This is a genomic window from Flavobacterium chungbukense, assembly GCF_020805785.1.
Taxonomy (GTDB): domain Bacteria; phylum Bacteroidota; class Bacteroidia; order Flavobacteriales; family Flavobacteriaceae; genus Flavobacterium; species Flavobacterium chungbukense.
Window position 1 is genome coordinate 770,462 of the sequence record NZ_JAJGZV010000003.1, and the last position, 24,714, is coordinate 795,175.

25 protein-coding genes are annotated in these 24,714 nt (G+C 32.6%); 5 read left to right on the forward strand and 20 right to left on the reverse strand.

The genetic code is table 11. From position 1 onward, the window contains the following. Position 1: 1 nt before the first annotated feature. From LL966_RS13580 to LL966_RS13595, 4 genes are all read left to right on the forward strand, one after another. Complete coding sequence (locus tag LL966_RS13580; protein WP_229353961.1) at positions 2–694, forward strand: NUDIX hydrolase; 693 nt, start codon at positions 2–4, stop codon at positions 692–694. Between the two features lie 74 nt (positions 695–768). Then, positions 769–1,602, forward strand: coding sequence for a ribose-phosphate diphosphokinase (gene prs, locus LL966_RS13585; protein ID WP_229353962.1), 834 nt, complete (start codon positions 769–771; stop codon positions 1,600–1,602). Positions 1,603–1,672: 70 nt separating this feature from the next. Continuing rightward, positions 1,673–2,200 (forward strand): NADAR family protein, encoded by a 528-nt coding sequence (locus LL966_RS13590; protein WP_229353963.1) that lies wholly within the window; start codon positions 1,673–1,675, stop codon positions 2,198–2,200. Between the two features lie 21 nt (positions 2,201–2,221). Then, positions 2,222–3,691: a nicotinate phosphoribosyltransferase gene (locus tag LL966_RS13595; RefSeq protein ID WP_229353965.1), complete on the forward strand. Its 1,470-nt coding sequence runs from the start codon at positions 2,222–2,224 to the stop codon at positions 3,689–3,691. Positions 3,692–3,732: 41 nt separating this feature from the next. Here the strand turns inward: LL966_RS13595 and LL966_RS13600 are convergent, their stop codons facing one another. The 7 genes from LL966_RS13600 to LL966_RS13630 all read right to left on the reverse strand — a co-directional run bounded on the left by LL966_RS13600 (position 3,733) and on the right by LL966_RS13630 (position 7,950). Continuing rightward, positions 3,733–4,434 carry a hypothetical protein gene (locus LL966_RS13600; protein ID WP_229353966.1) on the reverse strand — a complete coding sequence of 234 codons (702 nt, stop codon included), beginning with the start codon at positions 4,432–4,434 and terminating at the stop codon, positions 3,733–3,735. Then, a complete protein-coding gene (nadD, locus tag LL966_RS13605; RefSeq protein WP_229353968.1) occupies positions 4,435–5,016 on the reverse strand; it encodes a nicotinate (nicotinamide) nucleotide adenylyltransferase in 582 nt (193 codons plus the stop codon). Between the two features lie 33 nt (positions 5,017–5,049). Then, the gene (locus tag LL966_RS13610; RefSeq protein ID WP_229353970.1) at positions 5,050–5,415 is read right to left on the reverse strand and encodes a four helix bundle protein; all 366 of its coding nucleotides are present in this window, start codon (positions 5,413–5,415) and stop codon (positions 5,050–5,052) included. A gap of 36 nt (positions 5,416–5,451) precedes the next feature. Next, positions 5,452–6,024, reverse strand: a complete 573-nt coding sequence (gene gmk, locus LL966_RS13615; protein ID WP_229353972.1) for a guanylate kinase — start codon at positions 6,022–6,024, stop codon at positions 5,452–5,454. Positions 6,025–6,048: 24 nt separating this feature from the next. Beyond that, a complete protein-coding gene (locus LL966_RS13620) occupies positions 6,049–6,645 on the reverse strand; it encodes a hypothetical protein (RefSeq protein WP_229353973.1) in 597 nt (198 codons plus the stop codon). A 2-nt stretch (positions 6,646–6,647) separates the two neighbouring features. Beyond that, positions 6,648–7,508: a YicC/YloC family endoribonuclease gene (locus LL966_RS13625; protein ID WP_229353974.1), complete on the reverse strand. Its 861-nt coding sequence runs from the start codon at positions 7,506–7,508 to the stop codon at positions 6,648–6,650. A gap of 94 nt (positions 7,509–7,602) precedes the next feature. Next, positions 7,603–7,950 (reverse strand): arsenate reductase family protein, encoded by a 348-nt coding sequence (locus LL966_RS13630; RefSeq protein ID WP_229353976.1) that lies wholly within the window; start codon positions 7,948–7,950, stop codon positions 7,603–7,605. Between the two features lie 79 nt (positions 7,951–8,029). On the opposite strand from LL966_RS13630, the gene LL966_RS13635 reads away from it, so the two are divergent. Continuing rightward, positions 8,030–8,485, forward strand: coding sequence for a DinB family protein (locus tag LL966_RS13635; protein ID WP_229353978.1), 456 nt, complete (start codon positions 8,030–8,032; stop codon positions 8,483–8,485). A gap of 33 nt (positions 8,486–8,518) precedes the next feature. On the opposite strand, the gene LL966_RS13640 is transcribed toward LL966_RS13635, so the two are convergent. The 13 genes from LL966_RS13640 to LL966_RS13700 form a co-directional block, all read right to left on the reverse strand. Further along, entirely contained in the window at positions 8,519–9,010 is a 492-nt protein-coding gene (locus LL966_RS13640; RefSeq protein WP_229353980.1) for a septal ring lytic transglycosylase RlpA family protein, read from the reverse strand. A gap of 89 nt (positions 9,011–9,099) precedes the next feature. Then, positions 9,100–9,522, reverse strand: coding sequence for a hypothetical protein (locus tag LL966_RS13645; RefSeq protein WP_095953867.1), 423 nt, complete (start codon positions 9,520–9,522; stop codon positions 9,100–9,102). 104 nt (positions 9,523–9,626) lie between these two features. Continuing rightward, positions 9,627–12,875, reverse strand: coding sequence for a TonB-dependent receptor (locus LL966_RS13650; protein WP_229353982.1), 3,249 nt, complete (start codon positions 12,873–12,875; stop codon positions 9,627–9,629). Between the two features lie 319 nt (positions 12,876–13,194). Next, complete coding sequence (gene pgi / locus LL966_RS13655; protein WP_229353984.1) at positions 13,195–14,838, reverse strand: glucose-6-phosphate isomerase; 1,644 nt, start codon at positions 14,836–14,838, stop codon at positions 13,195–13,197. Positions 14,839–14,941: 103 nt separating this feature from the next. Further along, positions 14,942–15,283, reverse strand: coding sequence for a hypothetical protein (locus LL966_RS13660; RefSeq protein WP_229353986.1), 342 nt, complete (start codon positions 15,281–15,283; stop codon positions 14,942–14,944). A 9-nt stretch (positions 15,284–15,292) separates the two neighbouring features. Beyond that, positions 15,293–15,913, reverse strand: a complete 621-nt coding sequence (locus LL966_RS13665; RefSeq protein WP_229353988.1) for a hypothetical protein — start codon at positions 15,911–15,913, stop codon at positions 15,293–15,295. A gap of 39 nt (positions 15,914–15,952) precedes the next feature. Further along, a complete protein-coding gene (locus LL966_RS13670; RefSeq protein ID WP_229353990.1) occupies positions 15,953–17,173 on the reverse strand; it encodes a peptidoglycan DD-metalloendopeptidase family protein in 1,221 nt (406 codons plus the stop codon). 24 nt (positions 17,174–17,197) lie between these two features. Next, complete coding sequence (locus tag LL966_RS13675) at positions 17,198–18,139, reverse strand: tryptophan 2,3-dioxygenase family protein (protein ID WP_229353992.1); 942 nt, start codon at positions 18,137–18,139, stop codon at positions 17,198–17,200. Further along, positions 18,136–18,909 carry a DUF3108 domain-containing protein gene (locus LL966_RS13680; RefSeq protein WP_229353994.1) on the reverse strand — a complete coding sequence of 258 codons (774 nt, stop codon included), beginning with the start codon at positions 18,907–18,909 and terminating at the stop codon, positions 18,136–18,138. Before LL966_RS13680 ends, LL966_RS13675 begins: the two co-directional genes overlap by 4 nt. 299 nt (positions 18,910–19,208) lie before the next feature. Then, a complete protein-coding gene (gene hppD / locus LL966_RS13685; RefSeq protein WP_179004192.1) occupies positions 19,209–20,369 on the reverse strand; it encodes a 4-hydroxyphenylpyruvate dioxygenase in 1,161 nt (386 codons plus the stop codon). A gap of 79 nt (positions 20,370–20,448) precedes the next feature. Continuing rightward, entirely contained in the window at positions 20,449–20,808 is a 360-nt protein-coding gene (locus tag LL966_RS13690; RefSeq protein ID WP_229353995.1) for a four helix bundle protein, read from the reverse strand. 144 nt (positions 20,809–20,952) lie between these two features. Beyond that, positions 20,953–22,110, reverse strand: coding sequence for a homogentisate 1,2-dioxygenase (locus LL966_RS13695; protein ID WP_229353996.1), 1,158 nt, complete (start codon positions 22,108–22,110; stop codon positions 20,953–20,955). Positions 22,111–22,410: 300 nt separating this feature from the next. After that, positions 22,411–24,615 carry a patatin-like phospholipase family protein gene (locus tag LL966_RS13700; RefSeq protein ID WP_229353997.1) on the reverse strand — a complete coding sequence of 735 codons (2,205 nt, stop codon included), beginning with the start codon at positions 24,613–24,615 and terminating at the stop codon, positions 22,411–22,413. Positions 24,616–24,714: the final 99 nt, after the last annotated feature.

The window sequence follows — 24,714 nt, forward strand, 5'->3', positions numbered from 1 at the left end:
TATGGAAAAATTACAAAATATTAGAATTGCTGTCGATGCAATTGTTTTTGGATATAAAAGCAGTGGTTTGTATGCGTTATTGATTGAACAGCAATTCGGTTCTTCTGATAAATATTGGGCTTTGCCTGGCGGTTTAGTCAAAGACGACGAATCTTTGAGCGATGCTGTTATTCGTGAATTGCACGAAGAAACTAATGTGCAATTGACCTTTATGGAACAATTATATACGTTTGGCGATGATATTCAGCGAGATTCTAGAAATCGAGTTATTTCGGTTGCCTATTACGCGTTAGTAGATGCTTCTACATTAGAAATTAAAGCTAGCACAGATGCAGAAAGAGTGCAATGGTTCAAAATAGATGAAATTCCGTCTCTAGCTTTTGATCATAATTTAATTTTACAAAAAGGAATAGAAAGATTAAAAGCCAAATTAACTTATGAGCCAATCGGTTTCGATTTACTACCAGAAGAATTCTTGTTTTCGGATCTTGAAAACCTTTATTGTACCATTTTAGAAAAAGAAATTGACCGCCGTAATTTCCGAAAAAAAATATTCAGCTTTGATATTTTAGAACAAACAGATAATATTTCTCCCGTAAAAAGTGGGCGTCCAGCTAAACTTTTTAGGTTTAATAAGTTAAAATACAGAGAGTTAATTAAGGAAGGTTTTCACTTCGAAATAAAGTTTGCGTAATTTTTACACAAAATAAATTGTTTATTCAAAATTAAATTTTACATTTGCGTATAATTAACGCAAACTAAAAAGCTATGATACTAAATCTTGATCCAAAATTCGCTCCTTTCCAAAATCAGGAAGAAATCAAATTTCAAAGTTTTACATTTTCTGGTGGAGAACCCCATATTAAAATCAGTCCAGATTTTGATCCAAAAAGAAAAATCACAATCACGCATCGATTAAATTCATTCAACGATTTAGGCTTATTGTGTATCACAGTTGATGCCCTACGAAGAATGGACGTTAAAATTATCGATCTTTTTATTCCATATTTTCCAGCAGCAAGACAAGATCGTGTTATGATTCCTGGAGAACCTTTGTCTGTAAAAGTTTATGCTGATATTATCAATGCATTGCAATTGAGCAAAGTTTTTGTTTTCGATGCGCATTCAGAAGTTACTCCAGCTTTGTTGAACAATTGTACCGTAATCCCGAACTATACTTTTATTAAAGAAGTTTTAAATAGAATTGGTCAAAACGTAAAATTAATTTCTCCAGATGGAGGCGCTTTGAAAAAAATCTACAAAGTATCTGAGTTTTTAGGCGGAGTAGAAGTAGTAGAATGCAGTAAAAGCCGCGATGTGAAAACAGGAAAATTATCTGGTTTTAAAGTTTATGAAGAGGATTTGCAAGTAATGGATTGCTTAATTGTAGATGATATCTGCGACGGTGGCGGTACTTTTGTCGGTTTGGCTGAGGAATTGAAAAAGAAAAATGCCGGAAAATTGTACTTAGCGGTAAGCCACGGAATTTTCAATAAAGGTTTTGAGGTTTTAAACTGCTTTGATGGAATTTTCACTACCAATTCTTTTAAAGATTTTGAAGGCGAAAATGTTCAGGTAATTGGACTGGATCAATTAGTTTAAAAAGTTTCAAGTTTCAGATTTCAAGTTCTTTAGAAACGTGAAACTTGAAGCAAACAAAAAATCAAACAAAATGAAATACGATATAGCAACAATAGCTCCAGAAAGTAAGTTTTTATTTTTCTGGGGACACCAGGCAAATGAAGACGGGAAAATTACAAAAACCTGTTTTAGTCAATGGTGGTTAAGTTCTTTTGAAGTTGAAGGCATACTATACAAAACAGCAGAGCATTGGATGATGGCCAAAAAGGCAGAATTGTTTCAGGATAAAGAAATTTTAGAAAAAATTCTGTTAGCCGATTCTCCAGCCGAAGCAAAAAAGTTAGGGCGTGAAGTAAAAAATTATGATGATCAGCTTTGGTTAGCCAATAGATTTGAAATTGTAAAACAAGGAAATTTTCATAAGTTTAGCCAAAACCTCGATTTAAAAACGTTTTTATTGAATACAAAAAACCGAGTTTTAGTCGAAGCAAGTCCAGTAGATCCTATTTGGGGAATCGGATTGGCAAGCGATCATACGGATGCAACAATCCCTGAAAAATGGCAAGGCTTAAATCTTTTAGGTTTTGCTTTGATGGAAGTTAGAGATGAATTGAAATAATTAAAATATAAATAAAAATATATGAACCCACTACTATTAACCGACGGTTACAAAGTTGACCACAGAAGACAATACCCAGACGGAACAACCATTGTTTATTCTAACTGGACACCAAGAAAATCTAGAATTGAAGAGCTAGACGAAGTTGTGTTTTTCGGATTGCAATATTTCATTAAAAAATATATCATTCATGATTTTGAGGAGTATTTCTTTAAGAAACCAAAAGAAGAAGTCGTTAATAAATACGCGAAAAGAATCAATAACTATCTAGGTGAAAATTTAGTCGGAACAAAACATATCGAAGATTTACATGATTTAGGTTATATTCCGATGGTTTTCAAAGCGTTGCCGGAAGGAGCAAGTGTTCCATTGCGTGTGCCGATGTTTACGATGTACAACACCATTCCTGAATTTTTCTGGTTGACAAATTATTTCGAAACGTTACTTTCTGCAGTGGTTTGGCTTCCTTGTAATTCTGCGACTTTGGCAAAACAATACAGAAAAGTTTTAGACAGATATGCAGCAGAAACTTCTTCAGTACCAGAATTTGTAGATTGGCAGGCGCACGATTTCTCAATGAGAGGAATGGGCGGAATTGAAGCGGCTTTGACTTCTGCAGCGGGACATTTATTAAGTTTTACAGGTTCTGACACTATTCCAGCTATCGATTTCTTAGAAGAATATTACAATGCCAATTCAGATTTGGAACTTGTAGCGGGTTCAGTAGCTGCAACAGAACATTCTGTAATGTGTATGGGAACCACAGAAGGCGAATACGAAACGTTCAAAAGATTGATTACGCAAGTTTATCCAAAAGGAATCGTTTCTATCGTTTCTGATACTTGGGATCTGTGGAAAGTACTAACAGATTATCTGCCAAGATTAAAAGAAGAAATTGTTTCTAGAGAAGGAAAAGTAGTAATTCGTCCTGATAGCGGTGATCCAGTTGATATTATCTGCGGAAATCCGAACGGAAAAACAGAACAAGAAAAGAAAGGTGTTATTGAATTTCTTTGGGATGTTTTTGGAGGTTCTACAAATACAAAAGGGTTTAAAGAATTAGTGCCTCAAATTGGTGCGATTTATGGAGATAGTATCACCGTGGCAAGAGCAACTCAAATCTGCGAACGATTAAAAGCTAAGGGATTTGCTTCTACGAATGTCGTATTAGGAATTGGATCTTTTACTTATCAATACAATACCAGAGATACTTTCGGATTTGCGATGAAAGCAACTTACGGAGAAGTGAACGGAGAGGGAAGAGCTATCTTTAAAGATCCAATCACTGACGACGGAACTAAAAAATCTGCCAAGGGATTAATGAAAATTGATTTGATTGACGGAAAGTATCATTTGACTGATAATGTTTCTTGGGAAGAAGAAAAACAAGGTGAATTGAAAGAGGTTTTTAGAGATGGAAAACTTTTAGTCGATCAATCACTTAGTGAGATTAGAACAAGAGTAAAAAGTGAAGTAAGTATCGAAGCATAATTATAAAAGAAAAGCCTGAATTTAAATTCAGGTTTTTTATTTTAAGAACAATACTTTAATCTAAACTCTGCTGCATCTTTAGAATTAAGACCGATTAAATTAATTCCTTCTTTGCATTCCATTCGTTTTTCTCGGATTAATTTTCCAATAAATAATTCGAAAAGTAAAAATGAACGATGTTCATCATTTATAAAATCTAGATATTCTCTTTTATAAGGAAGTTTTTCAGTTGTTAAAATATGAATTAAAACCTCTTGTAATTCGTCAAGATGCCTTTCTGAGTTTAACTGAAAATACTTTTCAACTTTAATCCCATCACAAGTAAACGAAATAAGGTTTTTAGTGCCATTTCCATACATGGGACCAGATTTATAGTTTTGTGTTTTTTCTCCTGAGAAAGAATTTCCATAAATCACAAGATCTTGTAGATTTGAATAGTTGTATTCTATCTCATTTACTACGAGAAAATCTTCGTCAAATGAAATTTTCCCTTTTAAATATCCATTGAAATTTTCAAATTCTGCAAGCCTAATAAAAGTTCCAGCTAAATGAAAGAGCAAAAGAAGTGCTAAAGGGTAGTAAAAGTACTGAGATAGTTTATAACCTAAAAATCGTTCAATCAGAAGTAATATTAAACCATACAAAATAACTGTTCCAATAGACAAATATGATAATTTTTCTGAAAGGGTTAAATTAAAGAATTTAGGTTTTTCAGGAATAAAAATTGAAGCAGAAAAAAGCATTTACTTCTTATAAAAATTATTATGATCAATATATTCCCAGACTTTTGGTGGTAATAAAGGCTGAATGTTTTTTCCTTCTTTAATATTATTTCGAATAAAAGTCGAAGAAATTTCTACAATTGGTGCATCAATTACATGAATTTTAGGATGCGATTTTAATTCTACATTTTCTGGTTCATCAGAAATACGCGGATAGACATAAATATCATGGTTTTCTAAAATCACCTCATAGTTTTTCCATTTATGAAGCGTTTTCAGATTATCCTCGCCCATAATTAATGAAAATTCATGAGTAGGATATTTTTCTTGTAAATGTGCCAATGTAATTACTGTATAACTCGGCTGAGGCAGTTTAAATTCAATATCAGAAGGCTTGATTTTTGGATAATCTTCTGTTGCCAGAAAAACCATTTGCAAACGCTGCTGATCGTCTAATAAAGTCGCTTTTTTCTTTAACGGATTATGTGGCGTAACGACCATCCAAATCTGATCTAAATCGGCAAATTCTGCCATATGATTGGCAATGATTAAATGACCAACGTGGATAGGATTATATGTTCCGAAATAAAGACCTACTTTCATAAATTGAAGTAAATAGTGATTAGTAAAAAGTGATTAGTCTTTTAATGTTTTACAAAAAGCATTAATCATTTTTGATTCTTCTTCAATTTGATTTAAAATTTCTTTGTAAAGAGTTTCACTAGTTATAAAGCCAAGATCATTTGCAATAAGTAATTGAGTTTCAATTTCGAATAAAGATCCTCTTGAAATGTTTAAAAAATGTCCAAAAGATTTGTCGGTATTTCTGCCATAACCTTCTGCTATATTTGATGGAATAGACACAGAAGCTCTCTTCAACTGACTGGTTAAAGCAAATAATTCTTCTTTTGGGAATGATTTTACTAATTGATAAATCAGAGAAACGATTTTAATTCCTTTTTGCCAAATCAGTAAATCTTTATAAGATCTTATTTCGCTCATTTTTTACGCTATTTACTAATTACTCTTTACTAATCACTATTTAGAAACAAAATCCTTAACCAATTGATGTGCTTCTTCCAATGCTACGGGCAAATCATAATTTTTGATAATTACATCAAATTGTGGAGCAGTGGCCAATTCTACAGATGCTTTTGCAATTCTCATATTGATTTTGTCTTCGCTTTCTGTAGAGCGTTCTTTTAATCTACGTTTAAGTTCGTCTACACTTGGTGGTTTTACAAAAACGGCTAAAGTTTGTTCAGGAAATTTATGTTTAATACGAAGTCCGCCCGCAACATCAATGTCAAAAATGACGTTTTTTCCTAAAGCCCAGATTCTTTCAATTTCTGATTTTAAAGTTCCGTAGAAATTATCACGGTAAACTTCTTCCCATTCAAGGAAATCTTCCGCTTTAATGTGTTTTTTGAATTCTTCCAGCGAAATAAAATAATAATCTTTTCCGTGAACTTCTTCTCCACGTGGGTCACGCGAAGCTGCTGAGATCGAAAATTCTAAGTTTAAATCTTCTTGACCTAACAAATGTTTTACGATAGTTGTTTTTCCTGATCCGGACGGTGCCGAAAAAACAATTAATTTTCCTTTGTTCATTGTGTGTATATGTGTAATCTGTTTTTAAAAGCTAAATTCTTTTTCTAGAACAGATAGTAATTCATTATATGAAATTAATTCATCAACCGTTGGATAATACTTTAAGTAAGTTTTAGGATTGTCAAAATAGAAACTGTTTTTGGTTTTTCCATTTCTAACATATACTTTGTATCCAACTCCGTCTACAACATGTTTTTTTATTCTAGAGATTCCTCGCTTACCTCTATCTAAATCAATTTGTGGTTTACCAAATTTGTATTTAATGGCTTCCATGTTTGGAAGAAATTCAATATTTGTAATAAGTAAATTAAGCCAAATTAATTCTGGATCTTTTGGTTTTAATTTACCAATGGTTTCTTTTGAAAAACTTATTACATCAATTTTGGTTACGGTTTTAAAATTTTTAGAATACCAAAATTTTTGAGCCACCCATTCATTTTTTTCGTTTTTAAACATTCTTAAAAAATCAATGCTTTCTGTAATTGAGTAATTTTTATAAATGCGGATTTCCTCTTGAAATCCTAATGTGTCAGGTATTTCTAAAACTTTATTTATTTCAGAAACTTCTTGACCAAAACAATTAAAAACTATAAAAAATAATAATATGAAACAATGTTTCATGTTTAAAGCACATTCAAAACTTGTTCCTTAATCTTCTCCAATTCATCTTTCATCATCACAACCAATTTCTGCATTTGAGCATGGTTAGATTTTGAACCCATTGTATTGATTTCACGACCCATTTCCTGAGTGATAAAACCAAGTTTTCTACCATTAGCTTCAGAACCATTTAAAGTTTCTAAAAAGTAATCTAAATGATTTCCTAAACGAACTTTTTCTTCAGTAATATCTAATTTTTCTAAATAATAGATCAATTCCTGCTCAAAACGGTTTTCGTCTACATTTACTTGTAATTCTGAAATTGCATTTTGTAAACGATCTTTGATTGCTTGAACGCGTTCTGGATCAAGTGCTAAAGTATCATTCATAAATTGGCGAATATTTCCAATTCTCAGATTGAATTCTTTTTCCAAAGATTGACCTTCGTCTTTTCTGAAATTCAAGATGTTTTGGAGTGCTTCGTCAATGATAACCTGAATTTGTTCCCAATCATCTTCGTCAATTTCTTCACGTTCTGTTTTTAATGTATCAGGCATACGAACCGCCATTTTCATTAATTCAGTTTCGTCAGCATCGGGATTGACTTCTTTTAACTGTGCAATATAGTATTTTACAACAGGTACATTTACTTTAGTTGTAGTTTGTTCTGCGGTGTTTTCGATGTAAATCGCAAAATCAATTTTTCCTCGCTCTAATTTAGTCGAAATCTGAGTGCGTAATCCTAATTCCATTTCGCGGTAAAGCGATGGCATTCTTACATTTAGATCTAAACCTTTGCTGTTTAAGGACTTTACTTCAACTGTAATTTTTTTTGTAGGCAATTGCAAAGAAGCTTTGCCAAACCCTGTCATAGATTGTATCATAGAATTGAGTATAAAGGCGCAAAGATAATTAAAAGTTTGCTGCTTTGCGTTGTAAATTGTAAATCAGTTTCGTACAAATATTTCAAGACGATTCTTACGATAATGCTTTTATGACTTCGGTAACATTATTTTGACTGTTTCCAATATAAATTTTGCCATCAATAATAAAAACAGGACGGCTTAAGAAAGTATAATGTTCTAAAATGTATTTTTTAAAATCAGCTTCAGTCAGAGATTTGTTTTTTAAATCCATTGATTTGTACAACTGTGCTTTTTTACTAAATAAAGCTTCATAACTTCCTGAAAGTTGGTACATTTCTTCCAACTGATCTTCTGTAATTGGATCTTGTCTGATATCTTGAAAAACTAAATTGTTTTCGGGTAAGCTTTTGATAATTTTTCTGCATGTATCGCAAGAAGCTAAATAATATATTTTGTCCATGATTTTTGAATTGTATTAGACTACAAAGAAAAATCATTTGAAACTTAAAAATGATTAATTTTAGAAAAAAAATAATAATATGAGTTCGGTTTTTGAAACGCAAAAAACAATTAGAGAAATTCTCTTAAAAATCTTAGATGGACATTCTTTAGAACAATTAAACAAAATTCCGCAAGGTTTTAATAATAATATTATTTGGAATGTAGGGCATTGTGTCGCTGCGCAGCAGACATTGGTGTACAAATTATCAGGTCTTCCGACCATGGTTTCAGAAGAATTTATTTTGAAATACCGAAAAGGAACAAAACCAGAAGGAGATGTTTCTGAAGAAGAAGTAAATGAAATTAAGACTTTGCTTTTAAGCACATTTGAAAAAACAAAAAATGATTTTGAAAGCGGTCTTTTTGTAGATTATAATGAATATACCACCAGTATGGGATTTACATTAAGCAGCGTTCAAGACGCATTAGATTTTAATAATTATCACGAAGGAATTCATACCGGAATCGTGATGACTTTAAGAAAATTGGTTTAAAATAAAAATCCCGCTTTTTAAAGCGGGATTTTTTTATTCTACTATAGTTTCGATTGTAACTTTCATTGCTCCGGCACCCTTATTTTTGGTGATATCCATAAAAGCTCTTTTAGATAAATCGATCTCGCGGGTTTTTACAAACGGACCGCGGTCGGTAATTTTTACAATAACAAACTTTCCGTTTGCTTCGTTGGTTACTTTTACTCTAGTTCCGAAAGGAAGTTTTTTATGAGCTGCTGTATAACTGTTGTTGTTGAATCTGCTTCCGTTAGCGGTTCTTTTTCCATTAAAACGATCTGCATAGTAGGAGGCATGAGCATTTTTTTTGTATGGTCTAAGTTTTAAGCCTTTGTCTGTAAATACCGAGTCTATTGGTAATGCAATAATATTTGGTCTTGCATTTTTTAAAGTGTCTTGGGTGATTTTTGGGTCTGTAGTAGGCTTGGTTTGGCTTATGACATAAGTAAAGCCGCTAATTAATGTGAAAGCGATTGTGGCGAATAAAATAATTTTTTTATTTCTCATGGGTTATTGTTTTTCAGACTTGGGGGGAGTTTGTACAAATAATATGCCGAGATAAAAAAAGCCCTGTTGAAAGGGCTCTTAATTGGTTTTTAGAACCAAAGGTTCCAAGGAATTCTACTTAAAATAAGTAATAATCCTAATCCGTAAAAAATAGCAAAGGTTTTAAATTTAGCTTCGCTGTTGATTAATTTTTTATGTTTAGACCATCCAATAGTAATTAGGACAATTGCAATAAGATTAATAAGTGGGTGCTCTAATGATGTTAATCTAAGTTCTGCATTTGACATTTGACCAAAAGCAGCTTTCCCTAACGGAGAAACAAAATATAGTATTAAACCAATTAATAGCTGAGTGTGAGTTCCAATTAAAGCAAATAAAGCAATTTTTCGATCTTTAGCTGTAAACTCTTTTTTTGATGTTACTCCGATGATGGCATTTACCACTGCAACTAGCAAAAGAAGCAATGCTAAGTATGCCCAGCCAGAGTGAAATTTTTGTAGAAAATTATACATAAACCTTGTTTTTTGTTTGAAACAAATATAGCAAAAATGACTAAAAAAAAACGGCATTAAACTTAAAAGTCAATGCCGTTTTTATTATTTAGGATGGTTCTTTATTAGTTGAAAGAATATCTAGCTCCAACTTGCATTTGCCATCTTGATGATTGTAAACCTACGTCATCAATTTGATTTTTAACAGTACTTGTAGTATTTGGATTATAAGTAAATGTTGGGGTTGTTCCGTTTGGTAAGAATCCACTGTGTCTAAGAACTAAGATCTGATCGTTTGACATAAAGTATCTTCTTCCCCAGTTTTTGTTTAACAAATTTGTAAAGTTAAAGATATCAGCTGTAAATTCTAATTTATGGCTTTTCTTGTTAACATTGATTGAGAATTCCTGAGCAATTTTCACATCTATAACATGACTCCAGTCTAAACGATCTCCGTTACGTTCTGCATATTTACCTCTTCTGCTGTTTAAATATTTATCATTAGAGATAAAACTATTAAAAGCTTCCCATTGTTGATCTGCTGTCATTGTTGCAGTAGGAGTGAAAACTATTTCGTTTTTGTTAGCAGGAACATAGATTAATGCTGAAGCTGCAAAAGTATCACGCAATAAGTTACCAGCGTCATCATAAACATAGCTAAAAGGAGTTCCTTGAGTACCTTCGTAATAAAGACCAATCGTAGTTTTAATTGATTTATTCCATTTGAATTTTATAGAAGAATTAGCAAGTACTCTTGATCCTTGATCAAAATCCGATCTAGATACTCCAGAAATTGCATTTGAACCATTAACAGTTTCGATGAATTGCCATTGTGAACTGTTTTGAGAACTTGTTGCATCCATCCAAACATATGACTCTCCATAAGCATAAGTTGCTGAAATATTTGCGTCAATAAAATCTGATGTGAAGTTCTTAGATACGGTAAAGTTTGTGTTCCATGAACTTCCTGCTTTTTTATTAGATGCTAAATAAATACCTTGGTAAGTATTATCGATACGAACATTTCCATTGTATCTTGGTCTGTTGTCTGCTCCTGTTAAATTAGTTACAGGTGCATCAATGTTTAAGTTTTGGTATTGGATTGAGTTAAGGTTTTCATTCCAAATTGCCTCAGCAGATAGTATCCAGCCAGCACCTAATTTACGATCGAAAGCTAAGCTAGTTTTTAAAACTTGTGGAAGTTTAAAATCTTTAGCAAATAAATCGATATTTCCACCCACTTGTCCACTTCCAGGTAATGGAGCTGAAGGAACACCACTTAATTGGCTATCAATATTAGTGTTAGGATTGAAGTTTGGTGTAGGAGTAGCAGTAGAATTGTTTATCAGGATACTGTTTTGAGAAATACCGTTATTATTGTATGCTCCACCAGGCCATACTAATGGAACTCTTGATGTAAAAACACCAATACCTCCTCTAACCTGAGTTTCTTTATCTCCGTTTACGTCGTAGTTGAATCCGATTCTTGGAGAGAAGTGAACAGTGCTTTTAATTGGCTGACCAACTTTTGCTCCTTTTAAATCTTTTCCTTTAGCTTCCAATAGGCCAATTGTTCTTGTATTAAAATCTTCATTCACAAGTCCATCATACCATACTGGCATATCAGCTCTTACGCCAACATTTAAGCGAAAGTTGTCAGATATTCTAATATTGTCCTGAACATATAAACCAAATTGATTCATATTGAAATCAGCAGCTCCTTTAGAATCATCTCCTGAACCACCATATAATGAATATCCTAAACGGTAACGGTATGCCTTAACTCCACCCATGAAATCGCTTACGCTATTGAAATCATACGCTCCGTAGTTTCTATTGATAAATACGTTTTTAGCGTGAGATAATTCATTGTGAGTACCAATTAAAATATTATGTTTACCCAAATTAATTTCAAAGTTATCAGTGATAGTTAAGACTCTTTGATTTAATAAGTTTGCTGTCGAACTTGCTTCAGATCCAAAATAAATCGTTGCACCAACACCATCTCTAATAGTTACCGTTGGGAATGGATCTCCAGACGCATCTCTATCATCATTTACAGTTGTGTATCCAACAACTAAGTTATTCGAAAATTTATTATTGAATCTAGTGTTTAATTCTAACGATGCTGAATTTGTAACAGACTCAAAAGATTGAGCACCGTTCAAGAAATTAATTGCAGTGTTTGAAGAACGGAATGGAGAAAAGTTTGTAGCTTTTACATAACTGTTTTTAACAGATAATTTATTGTTATCATTAATGTTCCAGTCAATTTTAGCAATTAACTTATCACTTGTCAATGATAATTTATTATTTTGATATGTTCCAGGGTTGTAACCATATGTATTTATTAAAAAATTACTTAAAGTCTCTAACCCTGCAGCTTTTGTAGTTCCTGTGTAATTTGCAATATCAAAAGGCTGTGGTGTATCATTCTCCTGTTTTTCATAGTTAATGAAATAGAATAATTTATCTTTTAAAATTGCTCCTCCAGCTCTAACACCATATGTTTGTGCTGTAAAATCACCCAATCGTTTTCTCTCGACACCGCTTCCGCTGCGTGTTGGAGTCTTTCCTGCCAAAGATTGGTCTCTGTATAAGAAATAAGCAGAACCATCAAAGTTATTTGTTCCAGAACGTGTAATAGCACTAATTGCTCCTCCAGCGAATCCTGATAATTTTACGTCGTAAGGAGAAACACTCACTTGAAATTGCTCAATCGCATCTAATGAAATTGGAGAAACTCCTGTTTGTCCACCGTTTGTTCCGTTTGCAGCTAATCCGAAAACGTCATTGTTTACAGCTCCATCAATATAAATTGCATTGAATCTGTTATTTTGTCCGCCGATTGAGATTACATCATCTCCACGTAATTGTGCTTGTGGTGTAAGTCTTGCAAAGTCAGCAATATTTCTTGATAAAGATGGCAATTCGTTGATCTTGTCGTGATCAATAATTGTTTGAGCTCCAGTCTTTTTAGAGTTAAAAGTTGGATCTTTTTTAGCAACAACTACAACCTCGCTAAGTTGGCTTGTTTCGTCTTTTAAAACAACTTTTAAATTTTTTGAATCACCAAGTTGTAAATAAACTCCTGATTCTGTGTAGGTTGTGAAACCAATAAAGGTTACTTCAATTTTGTAAGGACCACCAACACGCATGTTAGAGATTCTAAAGTGACCATCAAAATCCGTTGTGGTTGAGTAACGGCTACCTGAAGCCTCATGAACTGCAAGAATCGTTGCTCCTGGAAGGGACTTGTTTTGCGAATCATATACAACACCATTAATAGAAGATGTTGTATTACCTTGCGCATAAATATCTCCTGCATAAATAAACGCTAAAAGCAGTAAGAGAAACTTTGACAATTTTTTCATCTGTTTTGTTATTTGTTTTTGGCAAAATTATAACAATTAACTCAGATAATGTTATCGAAATGTTAAGAAAAATAACTTTTGTCTTTTGTGTTGCGCATTAAAATGAATTTTTCTTTTTTACATAAAAAAAACGTTGTTTTTTTGAATTTATGTAAAGCTTTTTTGTTAATTATGTAATTATTTGAATTATGTTGTAAGCTTAAACGTGCAAATTGCCGATATTTTTCATGTTTTTGTCGGTATTTTATGAAAAAAAACGTCTTAATTTAGGTTAAATTAAGACGTTCCAAAGTGTTATGAAATTTGTAAATTTTACTTTTTACTTATTTTTCAAAAAGTGATTTAGCAAGAAAGAAGTCGAACTGTCATGTGTTTTAACAGTTTTAGAATTAATCTCATCTAAGATAGAATTAGCCAATTGTTTTCCTAATTCAACTCCCCATTGATCAAAACTGAAAATGTTCCAAATGATTCCCTGAGTGAAAATTTTATGTTCGTATAAAGCAATTAACGATCCTAAACTTTTTGGAGTTAGTTTTTGAATTAGGATTGTATTGGTTGGTTTGTTTCCTGTAAAAACTTTAAAAGGCAATAAATAAGATGCTTTTTCGGCTGAAAGTCCTTGTTTGTCAAATTCTGCTTGAACTTGCGCTGGAGTTTTTCCGTTCATTAAAGCTTCTGTTTGAGCAAAAAAGTTCGACATCAATTTATCATGATGATCTTCGTTTCCGTAAAGAGGTTTTACAAAACCGATAAAATCTGTTGGAATTCTTTTTGTTCCTTGGTGAATTAATTGGAAGAAAGCATGTTGCGAATTTGTTCCTGGTTCTCCCCAGATAATAGTTCCCGTTTGGTAATTAACTGGTTTTCCGTCGCGGCCAACACTTTTTCCGTTGCTTTCCATAGTTGCTTGTTGCAAATAAGGAGCTAATTTTGATAAATATTGTGTATAAGGAATCAACGCTTCACTTTCAGCACCATAAAAATTATTGTACCAAACACTTAATAAAGCTAAAATTACCGGAATGTTTTGGTCTAGTTCTGTTGATTTGAAATGCTCGTCCATTTCGTTTGCTCCAACTAATAATTGGTTGTAGTTTTCAAATCCAATGGCCAAAGCGATACTTAAACCAACAGCACTCCAAAGAGAAAATCTCCCTCCAACCCAATCCCACATAGGGAAAACGTTGTCTGGATTAATTCCGAATTCTGTTACATTTTTAATGTTTGTAGAAACCGCTGCAAAGTGTTTTGCAATATCTTCCTGAGAAGCCGATTTTAAAAACCATTCTTTAATTGTTTCCGAGTTTGAAAGCGTTTCTTGCGTTGTAAATGTTTTAGAAACAATTACAAATAAAGTCGTTTCAGGATTTAATTTCTTGATGATTTCGTTTACGTGATCTCCGTCAACGTTTGAAACGAAATGCAGATTTAAGTGGTTTTTGTAAAACTGTAAAGCTTCAACCGCCATAACTGGACCAAGGTCAGAACCACCAATTCCGATATTTACAACATCAGTAAAAGCTTTTCCGGTATATCCTTTTCTTTGTCCTGAAATTACTTCTTCAGTAAATTTTTTAATTTTATTTTTTACTTCGTAAACTTCTGGAATTACATTTTCTCCATCCACTTTAATTACTGCCGATTCTGGAGCGCGTAAAGCCGTATGAAGAACTGCACGATTCTCTGTTTTGTTAATTAATTCACCTCCAAAATAATCAGCGATTGCATCTTTTAATCCGATTGAATTTGCTAATTCTAATAAAAGCGAAATAGTTTCCTGACTGATATTGTTTTTAGAATAATCTACAAGGAAATCTTTCCATTGCAAATTGAATTTTTCAGCGCGGGCACTATCTTGTTGAAACAATTCTTGTATGGTGGTTTCGTGAATTGCGTTATAGTGGTTTTGCAGATTTTTCCACGCTTCAGTCCCAGTTGGGTTTGTTGTGTTTAAAGCCATTTTTATCTATAATTGAGTTTGTTCTTTGAAACACAAAAATACTGAAATAACTTTTAAAAGGGGAACGGTTCACGATTATATAACAATTAGTTACGAAAACGTTTTATGGATTCTGAGTTTGGATTTTTGTACTTATGATAATAGCGCCATTGTTTTCTTTTTCATTGTATATAATACGACTGCTATTTTCATTTAAAAAATTTAAACTGCTAATGTCTGATCTTTTAAAGGGTAATCTAATAGTGTCTTTGCTTTTGTCATATTTAAAGGGAATTCCATCAATTACAATTAATGGAGACTTTCCTATCTGATTTTCTTTAAAAGCTTTATTGATGAATTCTAAAACAAAATATTTATTTTCTTTGGTATCATTTAAAACAAAAGCTTTCGGTTTAGAACATCCAATTAAGATAATAGAAATTGATACTAATAAAATGGATTTCATAATTTAAGTTTACCAAATTTTCCACCAAGGCTTTTTGTTGATTTCAATAACTTTCTTTGTAATATCAACATCAATTCTTTTTGGAGATTCTGTTTTTATTTTAGAATCATCAAAAAATAATTCGCCATTATCACTCATTCCAAGCGGAGATTTTGTTCTCTCTTTCCAGTTTTCAGTTTGTAATTCTGGAATTAACGGTAAATCGATTTTTTCGCGAAAGCGTTTTTGAGCTTTTTCTATAATTTCATCTTCTAAATTTGAAGTTGAATTTTTGAAAAGTGAAATCGAATTGTCTGGTATATTTAAAAGAAAAACCTGTGTCTTGTTTTCAATTTTCTGAATATCCAATACTTTAAAATACGCAATCGAATCTAAAAGAAAATGACCAATTTTTGCCGAATCAGGATTAAATTTTGATAAATCTTTGGCGTGAGCACTTGCAATTAAATACCTGAAGTTTCCCGAAAGACCTCCGCTCATTGAACTCATATCCGTAAAACCTTTTTCTTGAATGATTTGACCAATTTTATAATTTGAAATTAAATTATCAGAGAAATTGGTGTCTCTGTAAAATAATTTTAAACCCGAAAAAGTTTCATGATACATGGTTTTAAGACGCGAATTTTTCATGTTTTTCGATTTGAAATCTAAAATTTATAAGTGAATTATTTACAAATTTCCAATACTATCCAATTCTCTCTTCAAAGGTTCAATTTGCTTCATGAAACGAGTTCTGTCATTTCCAGTCAAAGATTCTCCAGTCGGAAGATTCAATCGTAAGGCATCTACTTGGACGCCATTTTTCCAAAAGCGGTAACAAACGTGAGGTCCTGAAGCTAAACCGGTACTTCCAACCAAACCAATTGTCTGTCCTTGTGTAACGCGTTGTCCACGGCGAACCAAGATTTTAGACATATGTAAATATTGAGTAGAGTAGGTTCCGTTGTGTTTTACTTTGACAAAGTTTCCGTTTCCAGCGGTATATCCTGTGGTTTCTACAACTCCAGAAGCAGTCGTTGAAATCGGAGTTCCTGTTGGAGCGGCATAATCGGTTCCTTTGTGGGCTTTCCAGGTGTGTTGTACTGGGTGGAATCTATTCATTGTGAATCTTGAAGTGATTCGGCTGAATTTGATTGGTGTTTTCAAGAAGAAATTTTTAAGTGTTTTTCCTTCATCATCATAATATTCTACTTTTCCTGAAGTGGTATCTCTTTCAAAAGGGAAAGCATAAACAATTTTACCTTTATATTCAAAAAATGCCGCTTCCAGTTCTTCTACACCATCATACGTTTTTCCGTTGATAAAACGTTCTGTGAAAATTAATCCGTAGCGATCTCCTTTTTTAAGTTTAAAGAAATCGATAGACCATGAAAATACTTTTGTGATTCTGCTGGCCAATGCTGTTTCTACACTTTCATTTCCTAAAGTTTCAGAAAGTGAACTTTTTAAAACACCGCCAATAATTTTTCTTTTTAAAGTTACTGGTTTTATTTTTTTATAAGCCTTTGCAATACTGTCTCTTAAATCAATAACATAATAACTTAAAGCGTCTGGCTGATAAATAAAAACCTGTAAATTGTTGGTTTTATTTTTTGATCGAAGTAAAGTGAAAGGTTTGCCGTAACGAATACTTCTTACATTAAAAGAATCTTTAACTTGTTCTACAATGTCAAAAACTTTTTTGTCGCCAATAGTCTGACCTTGAATAATGGAGCCAAATGAATCTCCTTTTGAAATTGTATCGTTAACAACATTGAAATCTGCGTAATTAAAACCGAATTCTATTTTTTTGGTTGCTGGTTTAGTAATTTTGGTTTCTACTTTTTCTTCTGCTTTTTTACATGAAAAAATAGAAAACAAGACAATTAAAATTACGACTGCTTTTTTCAAACTTTTTGTTTTTTTGTGGTGAAATTATGCTACGGTTTCATTTCCCCAATTCGACAATTCTTCTTCGGTCCACAATTTAGGAAAAAAGATGCGTCTTTGGTATTTTGGATGCATATATTTTTGCCAGTCACTTCCGCCGGTAGCTTCGCCATTTCCTTTTCCGCTTTCTAAAATATATTTTCTCGCCGTATTAAGATGCTGCATCACCCAAGTAATATTGACTGTTTCATCGTAATGACGCATGGCAGTAATTAGTTCTGTATTTTGTTGGTCTTCAGCAGGTAATTGTGTGAATTTTTGCCAAATGTTTTTGGTTTTAAAAGAAGCCATTTGTCTCAAAAATTGCTCTTTGTATTTTTTCTCAAATTCTTGCAGCAAATATGATTTTTCTCCTGTATGATAATCTTTTCCCGCAGCTTGCCAATATAAATGTTCGAAGCTGGTTTCTAGATCGGTGTTTTCGTCAAAGTTTGCTTTGTATCTTCTGTCGGTTAAATTAATGACATCTGTCGAAGCAAATTCAATCATTCTGTATTGTGCACTTTGAAAACCGCTTGCAGGTGTAAGCGTGTTTCTGAATTTCATGTATTGATCTACTTCCATACCATTTTCCATAATGCTGAAAGAGTTGGTAAGCATATCAAAATAACGTGTTATTCTAGATAATCTTTCGCTAAAGAAATCTACTTGAATGTTTTCTTTCTCGGCAATCTGGTCAATTTCCCACAAAATCATTTTAAAGATTAATTCGTTTACCTGATGATACATGATAAAAACCATTTCGTCAGGAAGTGTGGTGCGTTGTATTTGTAAATTTAAAAGAGCGTCAGTCTGAATGTAATCCCAATAAGTGATTGGTTTAGCCCAAAGCAATCCTTCTAACTGAACATCAGTTTTTTGATTAATGGCTTGAAATTTTTGATCAATTTCTTTTAAAATTGCTTCTGAATTATCAGTTAAATTCATTTCTTTTTTACTTTAAGCGGACTTTTCAATCCTTTATATTCATCGAGATCTGCTTTTAGCGAGCCAACTGCTAGATCTGCTTTAATTCTAATTGGAACTTTGTTGTCGTCGTCTGTTATCCAGAGTGTTAAACTTTCCTTTTCTTTAAATACTCTTCCTGTTTGCACCAATGGTTTGAAGACCATTGTAGAAACGGTTCCAAATTTAGTTGTAATATCTTGACGGCCTACATATTTTAACTTAAATTTTGTGATTTCATCATCAAAAAACATGTCTATTGTGATTGCTTCGCCCGATTTTAATTTGTCAATATTGGGATGGTTTCTTAAATAGTAAAATGCAGAAACAATGTCTTGCACTTCTTCGGTAACAATAATCGTTTTTTCTGATTTTCTTTTATAGTCTTTTACTAAAACTCTATTTTCTGCTTGATTGAAAAAACCTTCTTGATTTTTGGTGTAACCGCCTTCGTCAATTTTTCGAACATATCGATATGGTTTTCCAGTTTCTTTGTCAAAATAGCTTTCGTATAAATCTTCTACTTTGAAGAAAAATTTAGACATTCCGGTAGTGTAACCTTTTCCAACAGAGTGATATACTTTTTTGTTATTGATTATGGCGTCTTTTACTTCGAGAGTAGCGTAACCTGCATTTACAATTCCGTAATGAATTCTAAATTTAAAATATTCTCCAGTATCGAAAGCGTCTTCTTTTTGAGTGTCGAACGCCAGTGTTGTTAGTGCTAATATGATGAGGATAAGCTTTTTCATAGTACAATTTTTACATTTCATTATAAAGATAAATAAATGCAAATTCTATTCCAAATGTACCAAAACAAAAAAACTCAGTCAAAGGATGACTGAGTTTTTATGCTATTAACTAACCAAAAAACTATAAATTATGAAATTTATATCAATTCGGAAGGAAACCACCCCTTCCTTATTTGCGAGTGCAAAGATAGATAGAAAGTTCAAAAAACAAATAGCCAAAGTCAAGTTTAACATAACATTTACAAAAAAAGCATCGTTTTTTAGAGAATTATGCTGTTTTGTGTATGAAAATTAACGTTTTATAGCGTTCCTCTCAATTCTTGCTCTCTTTCAATCGACTCAAAAAGAGCTTTAAAGTTACCTGCACCGAATCCTTTTGCACCCATTCTTTGGATAATTTCGAAGAAAAGCGTCGGCCTGTCCTGAACTGGCTTTGTAAAAATTTGTAAAAGGTAACCATCTTCGTCGGCATCGACCATGATGGCTAATTTTTCAATTTCATTAATGTCTTCTTTCATCATATCCATATGAACACCCAATCTTTCTGGAATTGCTTCATAATAAGTATGAGGAGGAGCAGATAAAAATTCAACACCGCGAGCTCTTAATTGTGATACAGTTTTTATAATATCATCAGTTGCAATTGCGATATGCTGAATTCCAGGTCCGCCATAAAAATCTAAATATTCTTCAATTTGCGATTTTTTCTTTCCTTCGGCTGGTTCGTTGATAGGAAATTTAATTCTTCCGTTTCCGTTTGACATTACTTTACTCATCAACGCAGAATATTCTGTAGTAATTTGTTTGTCATCAAAAGAAAGGAAATTTACAAATCCCATTACATCTTCATAGAATTTTACCCAAGTATTCATTTCGTTCCAACCCACATTTCCAACCATGTGATCAATGTATTTTAATCCTGTTGGTTCTGGATTATAGTCTGATTTCCATTCTTTATATCCAGGCAAGAAAACTCCGTTATAGTTTTTTCTTTCTACAAAAATGTGAACCGTTTCTCCGTAAGTGTAAATTCCAGAACGAATAACTTGACCAAATTCATCTTCTTCAACGGTTGGTTCCATAAAAGAACGTGCACCGCGTTTCATAGTTTCTTCGTAAGATTTTGTAGCATCTTCAACCCAAAGTGCTGCAACTTTAACTCCGTCGCCGTGTTTTTTCAAGTGTTCGTTGATTGGAGAATCTGCTGTTAAAGGCGTAGTTAAAACAATTCTGATTTTATCTTGTTTCAAAACATAAGACGCTTTGTCTTTTACTCCCGTTTCTAATCCAGCATAAGCCAATGACTGATATCCGAAAGCAGTTTTATAATAATGTGCAGATTGTTTTGCATTCCCTACATAAAATTCTACATAATCGGTTCCTAATAAAGGAAGGAAATCTTGTGCTCCTTCAAAGATTTTTTCTAATCCGTATTCTACTGATTTTACTTCTTTGCTCATAATTAGATAATTTGATAATGAGAAAATGAGATAATTCTTGAAATGCATTAATTTTCTAATTGACACATTTTCTAATTTTCTAATTCCTCTTTGATGTTGATATTATTTTATTTAAAATTTTTAAAATTTCTGAAAGATCATTTAATAAACGTTTGCAATTTGGATATTCTCTATGAGCATCACATAAAAACAACCAATACTCAGTTTCGTCTGCCTCTTTAATTGCAATTTTTAATTTATGAATAAAATCTGCTTTACTTTCTGCGTTTTGTGATTCTTTTGAATTTGCTCCAATTGACGTTCCACTTTTTAATAACTGATTTGCAATTACGAATTTCTTTTGTTCCTGAAGTTCACTAGTGTAATCAATTATGTTTAATGCAAAATTGAATGTTTTAAGTAAAAGAGCGTTGTCTCTATATTTCTCGTTGAAAGTCATTTGTTGAATTAGTTAATTAGGAAATTTGATAATGAGATAATTTATTTTGTAAGTTTAAAATTACAGTATTTAATTCTCTAATTTTCTAATTGCCACATTTTCTAATTGAAAATTATCTAATTGGCATATTGCCACATTAAAAAATTACTCCGTCCAGGATTTATAATACTGCCCATCATCAAGACCCATAGCTTCTTCCGTAACCATTAATGGTCTGAAAGTATCGACCATAACAGCTAATTCCTGAGTTTCTTTGTGACCAATACTGCGTTCCATTGCGCCTGGCGCTGGTCCATGCGGAATTCCCTTTGGGTGTAAAGTGATATGACCTTGTTCAATATTGTTACGGCTCATAAAATCGCCATCTACATAATACAGCACTTCGTCAGAATCTATATTGCTGTGATTATAAGGCGCCGGAATTGCTTTCGGATGATAATCGTAAAGTCTTGGGCAGAATGAACAAACGACAAAAGTGGCCGTTTCAAAAGTTTGATGTACTGGCGGCGGTTGGTGAACACGCCCAGTTATAGGTTCGAAATTGTGAATTGAAAATCCGTATGGGAAGTTATAGCCGTCCCAGCCCACAACGTCAAAAGGATGCGTTGCATAAACCACTTCGTGAATCATGCCTTCTTTTTTGATTTTAATTAAAAAATCACCTTTTTCGTCGTGTGTTTCCAATTCGCTTGGCAAAATAAAATCACGCTCGCAAAATGGAGAATGTTCTAAATGCTGACCTGATTGGTTTTTATATCGTTTTGGAGTGTAAAATGGAGAATACGATTCTACGTAAAATAGTCGGTTTTCTTCCGTTTCAAATTCGATTTGGTAAATAATGCCACGCGGAATAATCAAGTAATCGCCATATTCAAACGGAATATTTCCTAACATGGTTCTTAATTTTCCTTTTCCTTTATGGATGAAAAGCATTTCATCGGCATCGGCATTTTTGTAGAAATAATTTCGAAGCGATTCTTTCGGCGCAGCCAAACCAATAATACAGTCTTTGTTGACTAACATTGCTTTTCGGCTGTCTAAAAAGTCGTTTTCAGGTTTTAATTCAAAACCTTTAAAAAGTAATGATTTTATATTTTTTCCGATTGCAATTTTGGGCTCAACCGGATAAGAGTTTAAAATTTCTTTAACCTGCGTTGGTCTGTGAACATGATAAGACAATGACGAATGTCCATGAAAACCTTCTGTTCCAAATAACTGTTCATAATAAAAACCTCCGTTTGGTTTTTCGAACTGGGTGTGTCGCTTTTGCGGAAAATCTCCGAGTTTGTGATATAATGGCATGGCTTTTCAATTAGATAATTCGAAAATTGAATTGTTTGAACAGATAATCTGATCATTCGTTCTTAAATGATCTAAATTATCTCAATTCGATAGCTTACTCAGGATTTCTCTTGATGAGGAATTGAAGATACTCTAATAAACCTGTCCATTTTGTTTTCATTATAACAAATGTCGTAAATTTTTGCGAGTAAAAATAAAAATTATATTAATTATAACTACAAGATGTTTTAATTTTTTTGATATAATTTTTACAAAGCAAAAAAATAGTACGATTTTATTGAACTATTCTTTGATAAAATCCTAAAACAAAAATCCGATGCTAAACCAAGTAAAGCTTCTAGATATTTCTGGAGACCAAGATTGCTTTATTTCAATTGGACCAATAATGGTTTCTAATCCGTATCCTACTGCGTAACCAGTATATTTTGGCATTGAAACCCAATCTACAGTAGAAAAGATATCGTTTCCAAGATTGGCAAAATTGGCAGAAAGATTAATGTGGTTTTTTCTTAAGATTTCGTAATCCAAAGTAATTCCTGTTTTGATGTAGCTATTACCTGCAATGCTCAAGAAATCATACCCATAAAAATAATTGAAATTGTTTATTTTGCTGTAACCGTATCCTCCTAAAATGAAATCAAAGAACGGAACACTTGAGTTTCCGAAAGTAAAACCTGCGTCGGCATCAATTTTAAAAGTAGCTCTATTAAATAAAGTATTCACAAAAGACACTTCTGCTTTTGCAATCGAAAAAGGTTTAAAATTTTTGGTATAATCTGAAGATGCCAAGTAGGTTTGCAAATCTGTAGAGAAATACAATCCTGAACTTGGGTAATATTTGTCATCAAACGAATCGTATTTTAGATAAGCAAAGGCACTGAAATAATTACTTTTGTCAATGATATTATCTTCATTGGCAAGTGTTGGAGAATTTATTTTTAAATATTTATATTCTAAACCACCGCCCATTAAAAACTTCTGAACAAAAATAGTCTGAAAATAAGCTTGATTGCTAACATCCATAAAATCAACATTGATTAAGTTGAAGTTCGGATTTTGTGTAACCAAATTACTCAAACTTGTAGTTACATTTCGATTAAATTGATTTAATCTCGAACGGAAACCAAAGCTGATATTAAAACCATTTTCAACATAATAATTCAAATCATATCTGAAATTGTCTCCTAAAATTATATCAAGCGAAGTAACATCATTTTTTAAAAATGTTTTTTTGTGAGTAAGATTTAATAAAATGCCGCTTTTATAAAGTCCATCATAATGGAGTCCAAGTTTTAAGAAAGTCTGTGTTGGGTTTTCTTTTAAAACCAAATCTAAATCATCTTTTTCGCCATCTGGTTGCAAACAATACGAAATAGTGCTAAAGTTTTGTGTGGCATTTAAATTGTTAATTCCAGCTTTAAGACCATCGTAAGTAATAGTGCTACCTGGTTTAAAGCGAAGTTTGCCGCGAATATATTCTTTAGTATAATTATCTAATTGATCGGTGTTTATTTTTTGAATTTGAATCGTGTCCGTCGCAACTTTTAGTTTTGGTTTTTTGTAAAAAGTGGTTTCGTCAGTTAATGCTTTGATTTTTTCGTAAACGGCAAAAGCCGCTTCTTCTCCTTTTCGGATAATTTCTTCGCCTCTATCAAATGAAATGACACCAAAGTCACGAATGTCAGGTTTTATGTAAACATCGGTGTTTTTTATTTTGTTTTTCATTTTGTCGATCGACTGAAGATTGGTAATCTGAACCAAAATTCGGGTAGCATTTTTCAGGTTTTTTCTCTTCATTAAATCGTCCTGAACGTCAACTCCAATAATAATATCGGCTCCAAGCTTTCGTACTTCTTCAATAGGATAATTGTTTACAACACCGCCATCAACCAATAAATTCCCGTCAATTTCTACTGGAGTAAATAGGGAAGGAAAAGCAGCACTCGCCATCATAGCTTGAACGAGATTTCCTTTATTCAATAAAACTTCTTCTCCGGTTTCAATATTGGTACCAATACATAAAAATGGAGTTGGCAGTTTATTGAAATCACGAATGTGACGCACGTTTCGAGTTAAACTGCTCAATAAATTATAATTGTACATTCCTTTTGAAAGCGCTTCTGGAATGCCGACTCTAAAATTACTAAACGGTAAAACGATTGCGTACAATTCGTCATTTTTCTTGCCGTAAAAATTCTTAGAAGATCTTGGTATATAATCGTTAATCAATTCGTCGAAATTGGTTTTCTTAAAAATAGAATCGATTTGAGAAGCATTGTAACCAGAGGCATAAAGTCCGCCAATGACAGATCCCATGCTGGTTCCGCCTATATAATCAATTTTGATTCCGGCTTCTTCCAAAACTTTTAAAACACCAATGTGCGCAAAACCTTTGGCACCACCGCCACTCAAAACCAAACCAATTTTTGGCCTTTTAATGCTGTCTTTTTTTGTTTCTTGCGAAAAAGAATTTTGCGAAAACAGCATCAGCAATATAAATATCATAGAAATTGCTTTCCAAACTGTATTTGGAGAGAACCCTTTTGATTTGATATTTAAAATTGAAAATGGATTTTGGCGCATAAAAATCTGCAAGTTAGTTTT

What these genes read in the sequence shown, in the direction of transcription:
- LL966_RS13580 (WP_229353961.1), top strand. Translation starts at nt 2, where the DNA reads ATGGAAAAATTACAAAATATTAGAATTGCTGTCGATGCAATTGTTTTT.
- prs (WP_229353962.1), top strand. Translation starts at nt 769, where the DNA reads ATGATACTAAATCTTGATCCAAAATTCGCTCCTTTCCAAAATCAGGAA.
- LL966_RS13590 (WP_229353963.1), top strand. Translation starts at nt 1,673, where the DNA reads ATGAAATACGATATAGCAACAATAGCTCCAGAAAGTAAGTTTTTATTT.
- LL966_RS13595 (WP_229353965.1), top strand. Translation starts at nt 2,222, where the DNA reads ATGAACCCACTACTATTAACCGACGGTTACAAAGTTGACCACAGAAGA.
- LL966_RS13600 (WP_229353966.1), bottom strand. Translation starts at nt 4,434, where the DNA reads ATGCTTTTTTCTGCTTCAATTTTTATTCCTGAAAAACCTAAATTCTTT.
- nadD (WP_229353968.1), bottom strand. Translation starts at nt 5,016, where the DNA reads ATGAAAGTAGGTCTTTATTTCGGAACATATAATCCTATCCACGTTGGT.
- LL966_RS13610 (WP_229353970.1), bottom strand. Translation starts at nt 5,415, where the DNA reads ATGAGCGAAATAAGATCTTATAAAGATTTACTGATTTGGCAAAAAGGA.
- gmk (WP_229353972.1), bottom strand. Translation starts at nt 6,024, where the DNA reads ATGAACAAAGGAAAATTAATTGTTTTTTCGGCACCGTCCGGATCAGGA.
- LL966_RS13620 (WP_229353973.1), bottom strand. Translation starts at nt 6,645, where the DNA reads ATGAAACATTGTTTCATATTATTATTTTTTATAGTTTTTAATTGTTTT.
- LL966_RS13625 (WP_229353974.1), bottom strand. Translation starts at nt 7,508, where the DNA reads ATGATACAATCTATGACAGGGTTTGGCAAAGCTTCTTTGCAATTGCCT.
- LL966_RS13630 (WP_229353976.1), bottom strand. Translation starts at nt 7,950, where the DNA reads ATGGACAAAATATATTATTTAGCTTCTTGCGATACATGCAGAAAAATT.
- LL966_RS13635 (WP_229353978.1), top strand. Translation starts at nt 8,030, where the DNA reads ATGAGTTCGGTTTTTGAAACGCAAAAAACAATTAGAGAAATTCTCTTA.
- LL966_RS13640 (WP_229353980.1), bottom strand. Translation starts at nt 9,010, where the DNA reads ATGAGAAATAAAAAAATTATTTTATTCGCCACAATCGCTTTCACATTA.
- LL966_RS13645 (WP_095953867.1), bottom strand. Translation starts at nt 9,522, where the DNA reads ATGTATAATTTTCTACAAAAATTTCACTCTGGCTGGGCATACTTAGCA.
- LL966_RS13650 (WP_229353982.1), bottom strand. Translation starts at nt 12,875, where the DNA reads ATGAAAAAATTGTCAAAGTTTCTCTTACTGCTTTTAGCGTTTATTTAT.
- pgi (WP_229353984.1), bottom strand. Translation starts at nt 14,838, where the DNA reads ATGGCTTTAAACACAACAAACCCAACTGGGACTGAAGCGTGGAAAAAT.
- LL966_RS13660 (WP_229353986.1), bottom strand. Translation starts at nt 15,283, where the DNA reads ATGAAATCCATTTTATTAGTATCAATTTCTATTATCTTAATTGGATGT.
- LL966_RS13665 (WP_229353988.1), bottom strand. Translation starts at nt 15,913, where the DNA reads ATGAAAAATTCGCGTCTTAAAACCATGTATCATGAAACTTTTTCGGGT.
- LL966_RS13675 (WP_229353992.1), bottom strand. Translation starts at nt 18,139, where the DNA reads ATGAATTTAACTGATAATTCAGAAGCAATTTTAAAAGAAATTGATCAA.
- LL966_RS13680 (WP_229353994.1), bottom strand. Translation starts at nt 18,909, where the DNA reads ATGAAAAAGCTTATCCTCATCATATTAGCACTAACAACACTGGCGTTC.
- hppD (WP_179004192.1), bottom strand. Translation starts at nt 20,369, where the DNA reads ATGAGCAAAGAAGTAAAATCAGTAGAATACGGATTAGAAAAAATCTTT.
- LL966_RS13690 (WP_229353995.1), bottom strand. Translation starts at nt 20,808, where the DNA reads ATGACTTTCAACGAGAAATATAGAGACAACGCTCTTTTACTTAAAACA.
- LL966_RS13695 (WP_229353996.1), bottom strand. Translation starts at nt 22,110, where the DNA reads ATGCCATTATATCACAAACTCGGAGATTTTCCGCAAAAGCGACACACC.
- LL966_RS13700 (WP_229353997.1), bottom strand. Translation starts at nt 24,615, where the DNA reads ATGATATTTATATTGCTGATGCTGTTTTCGCAAAATTCTTTTTCGCAA.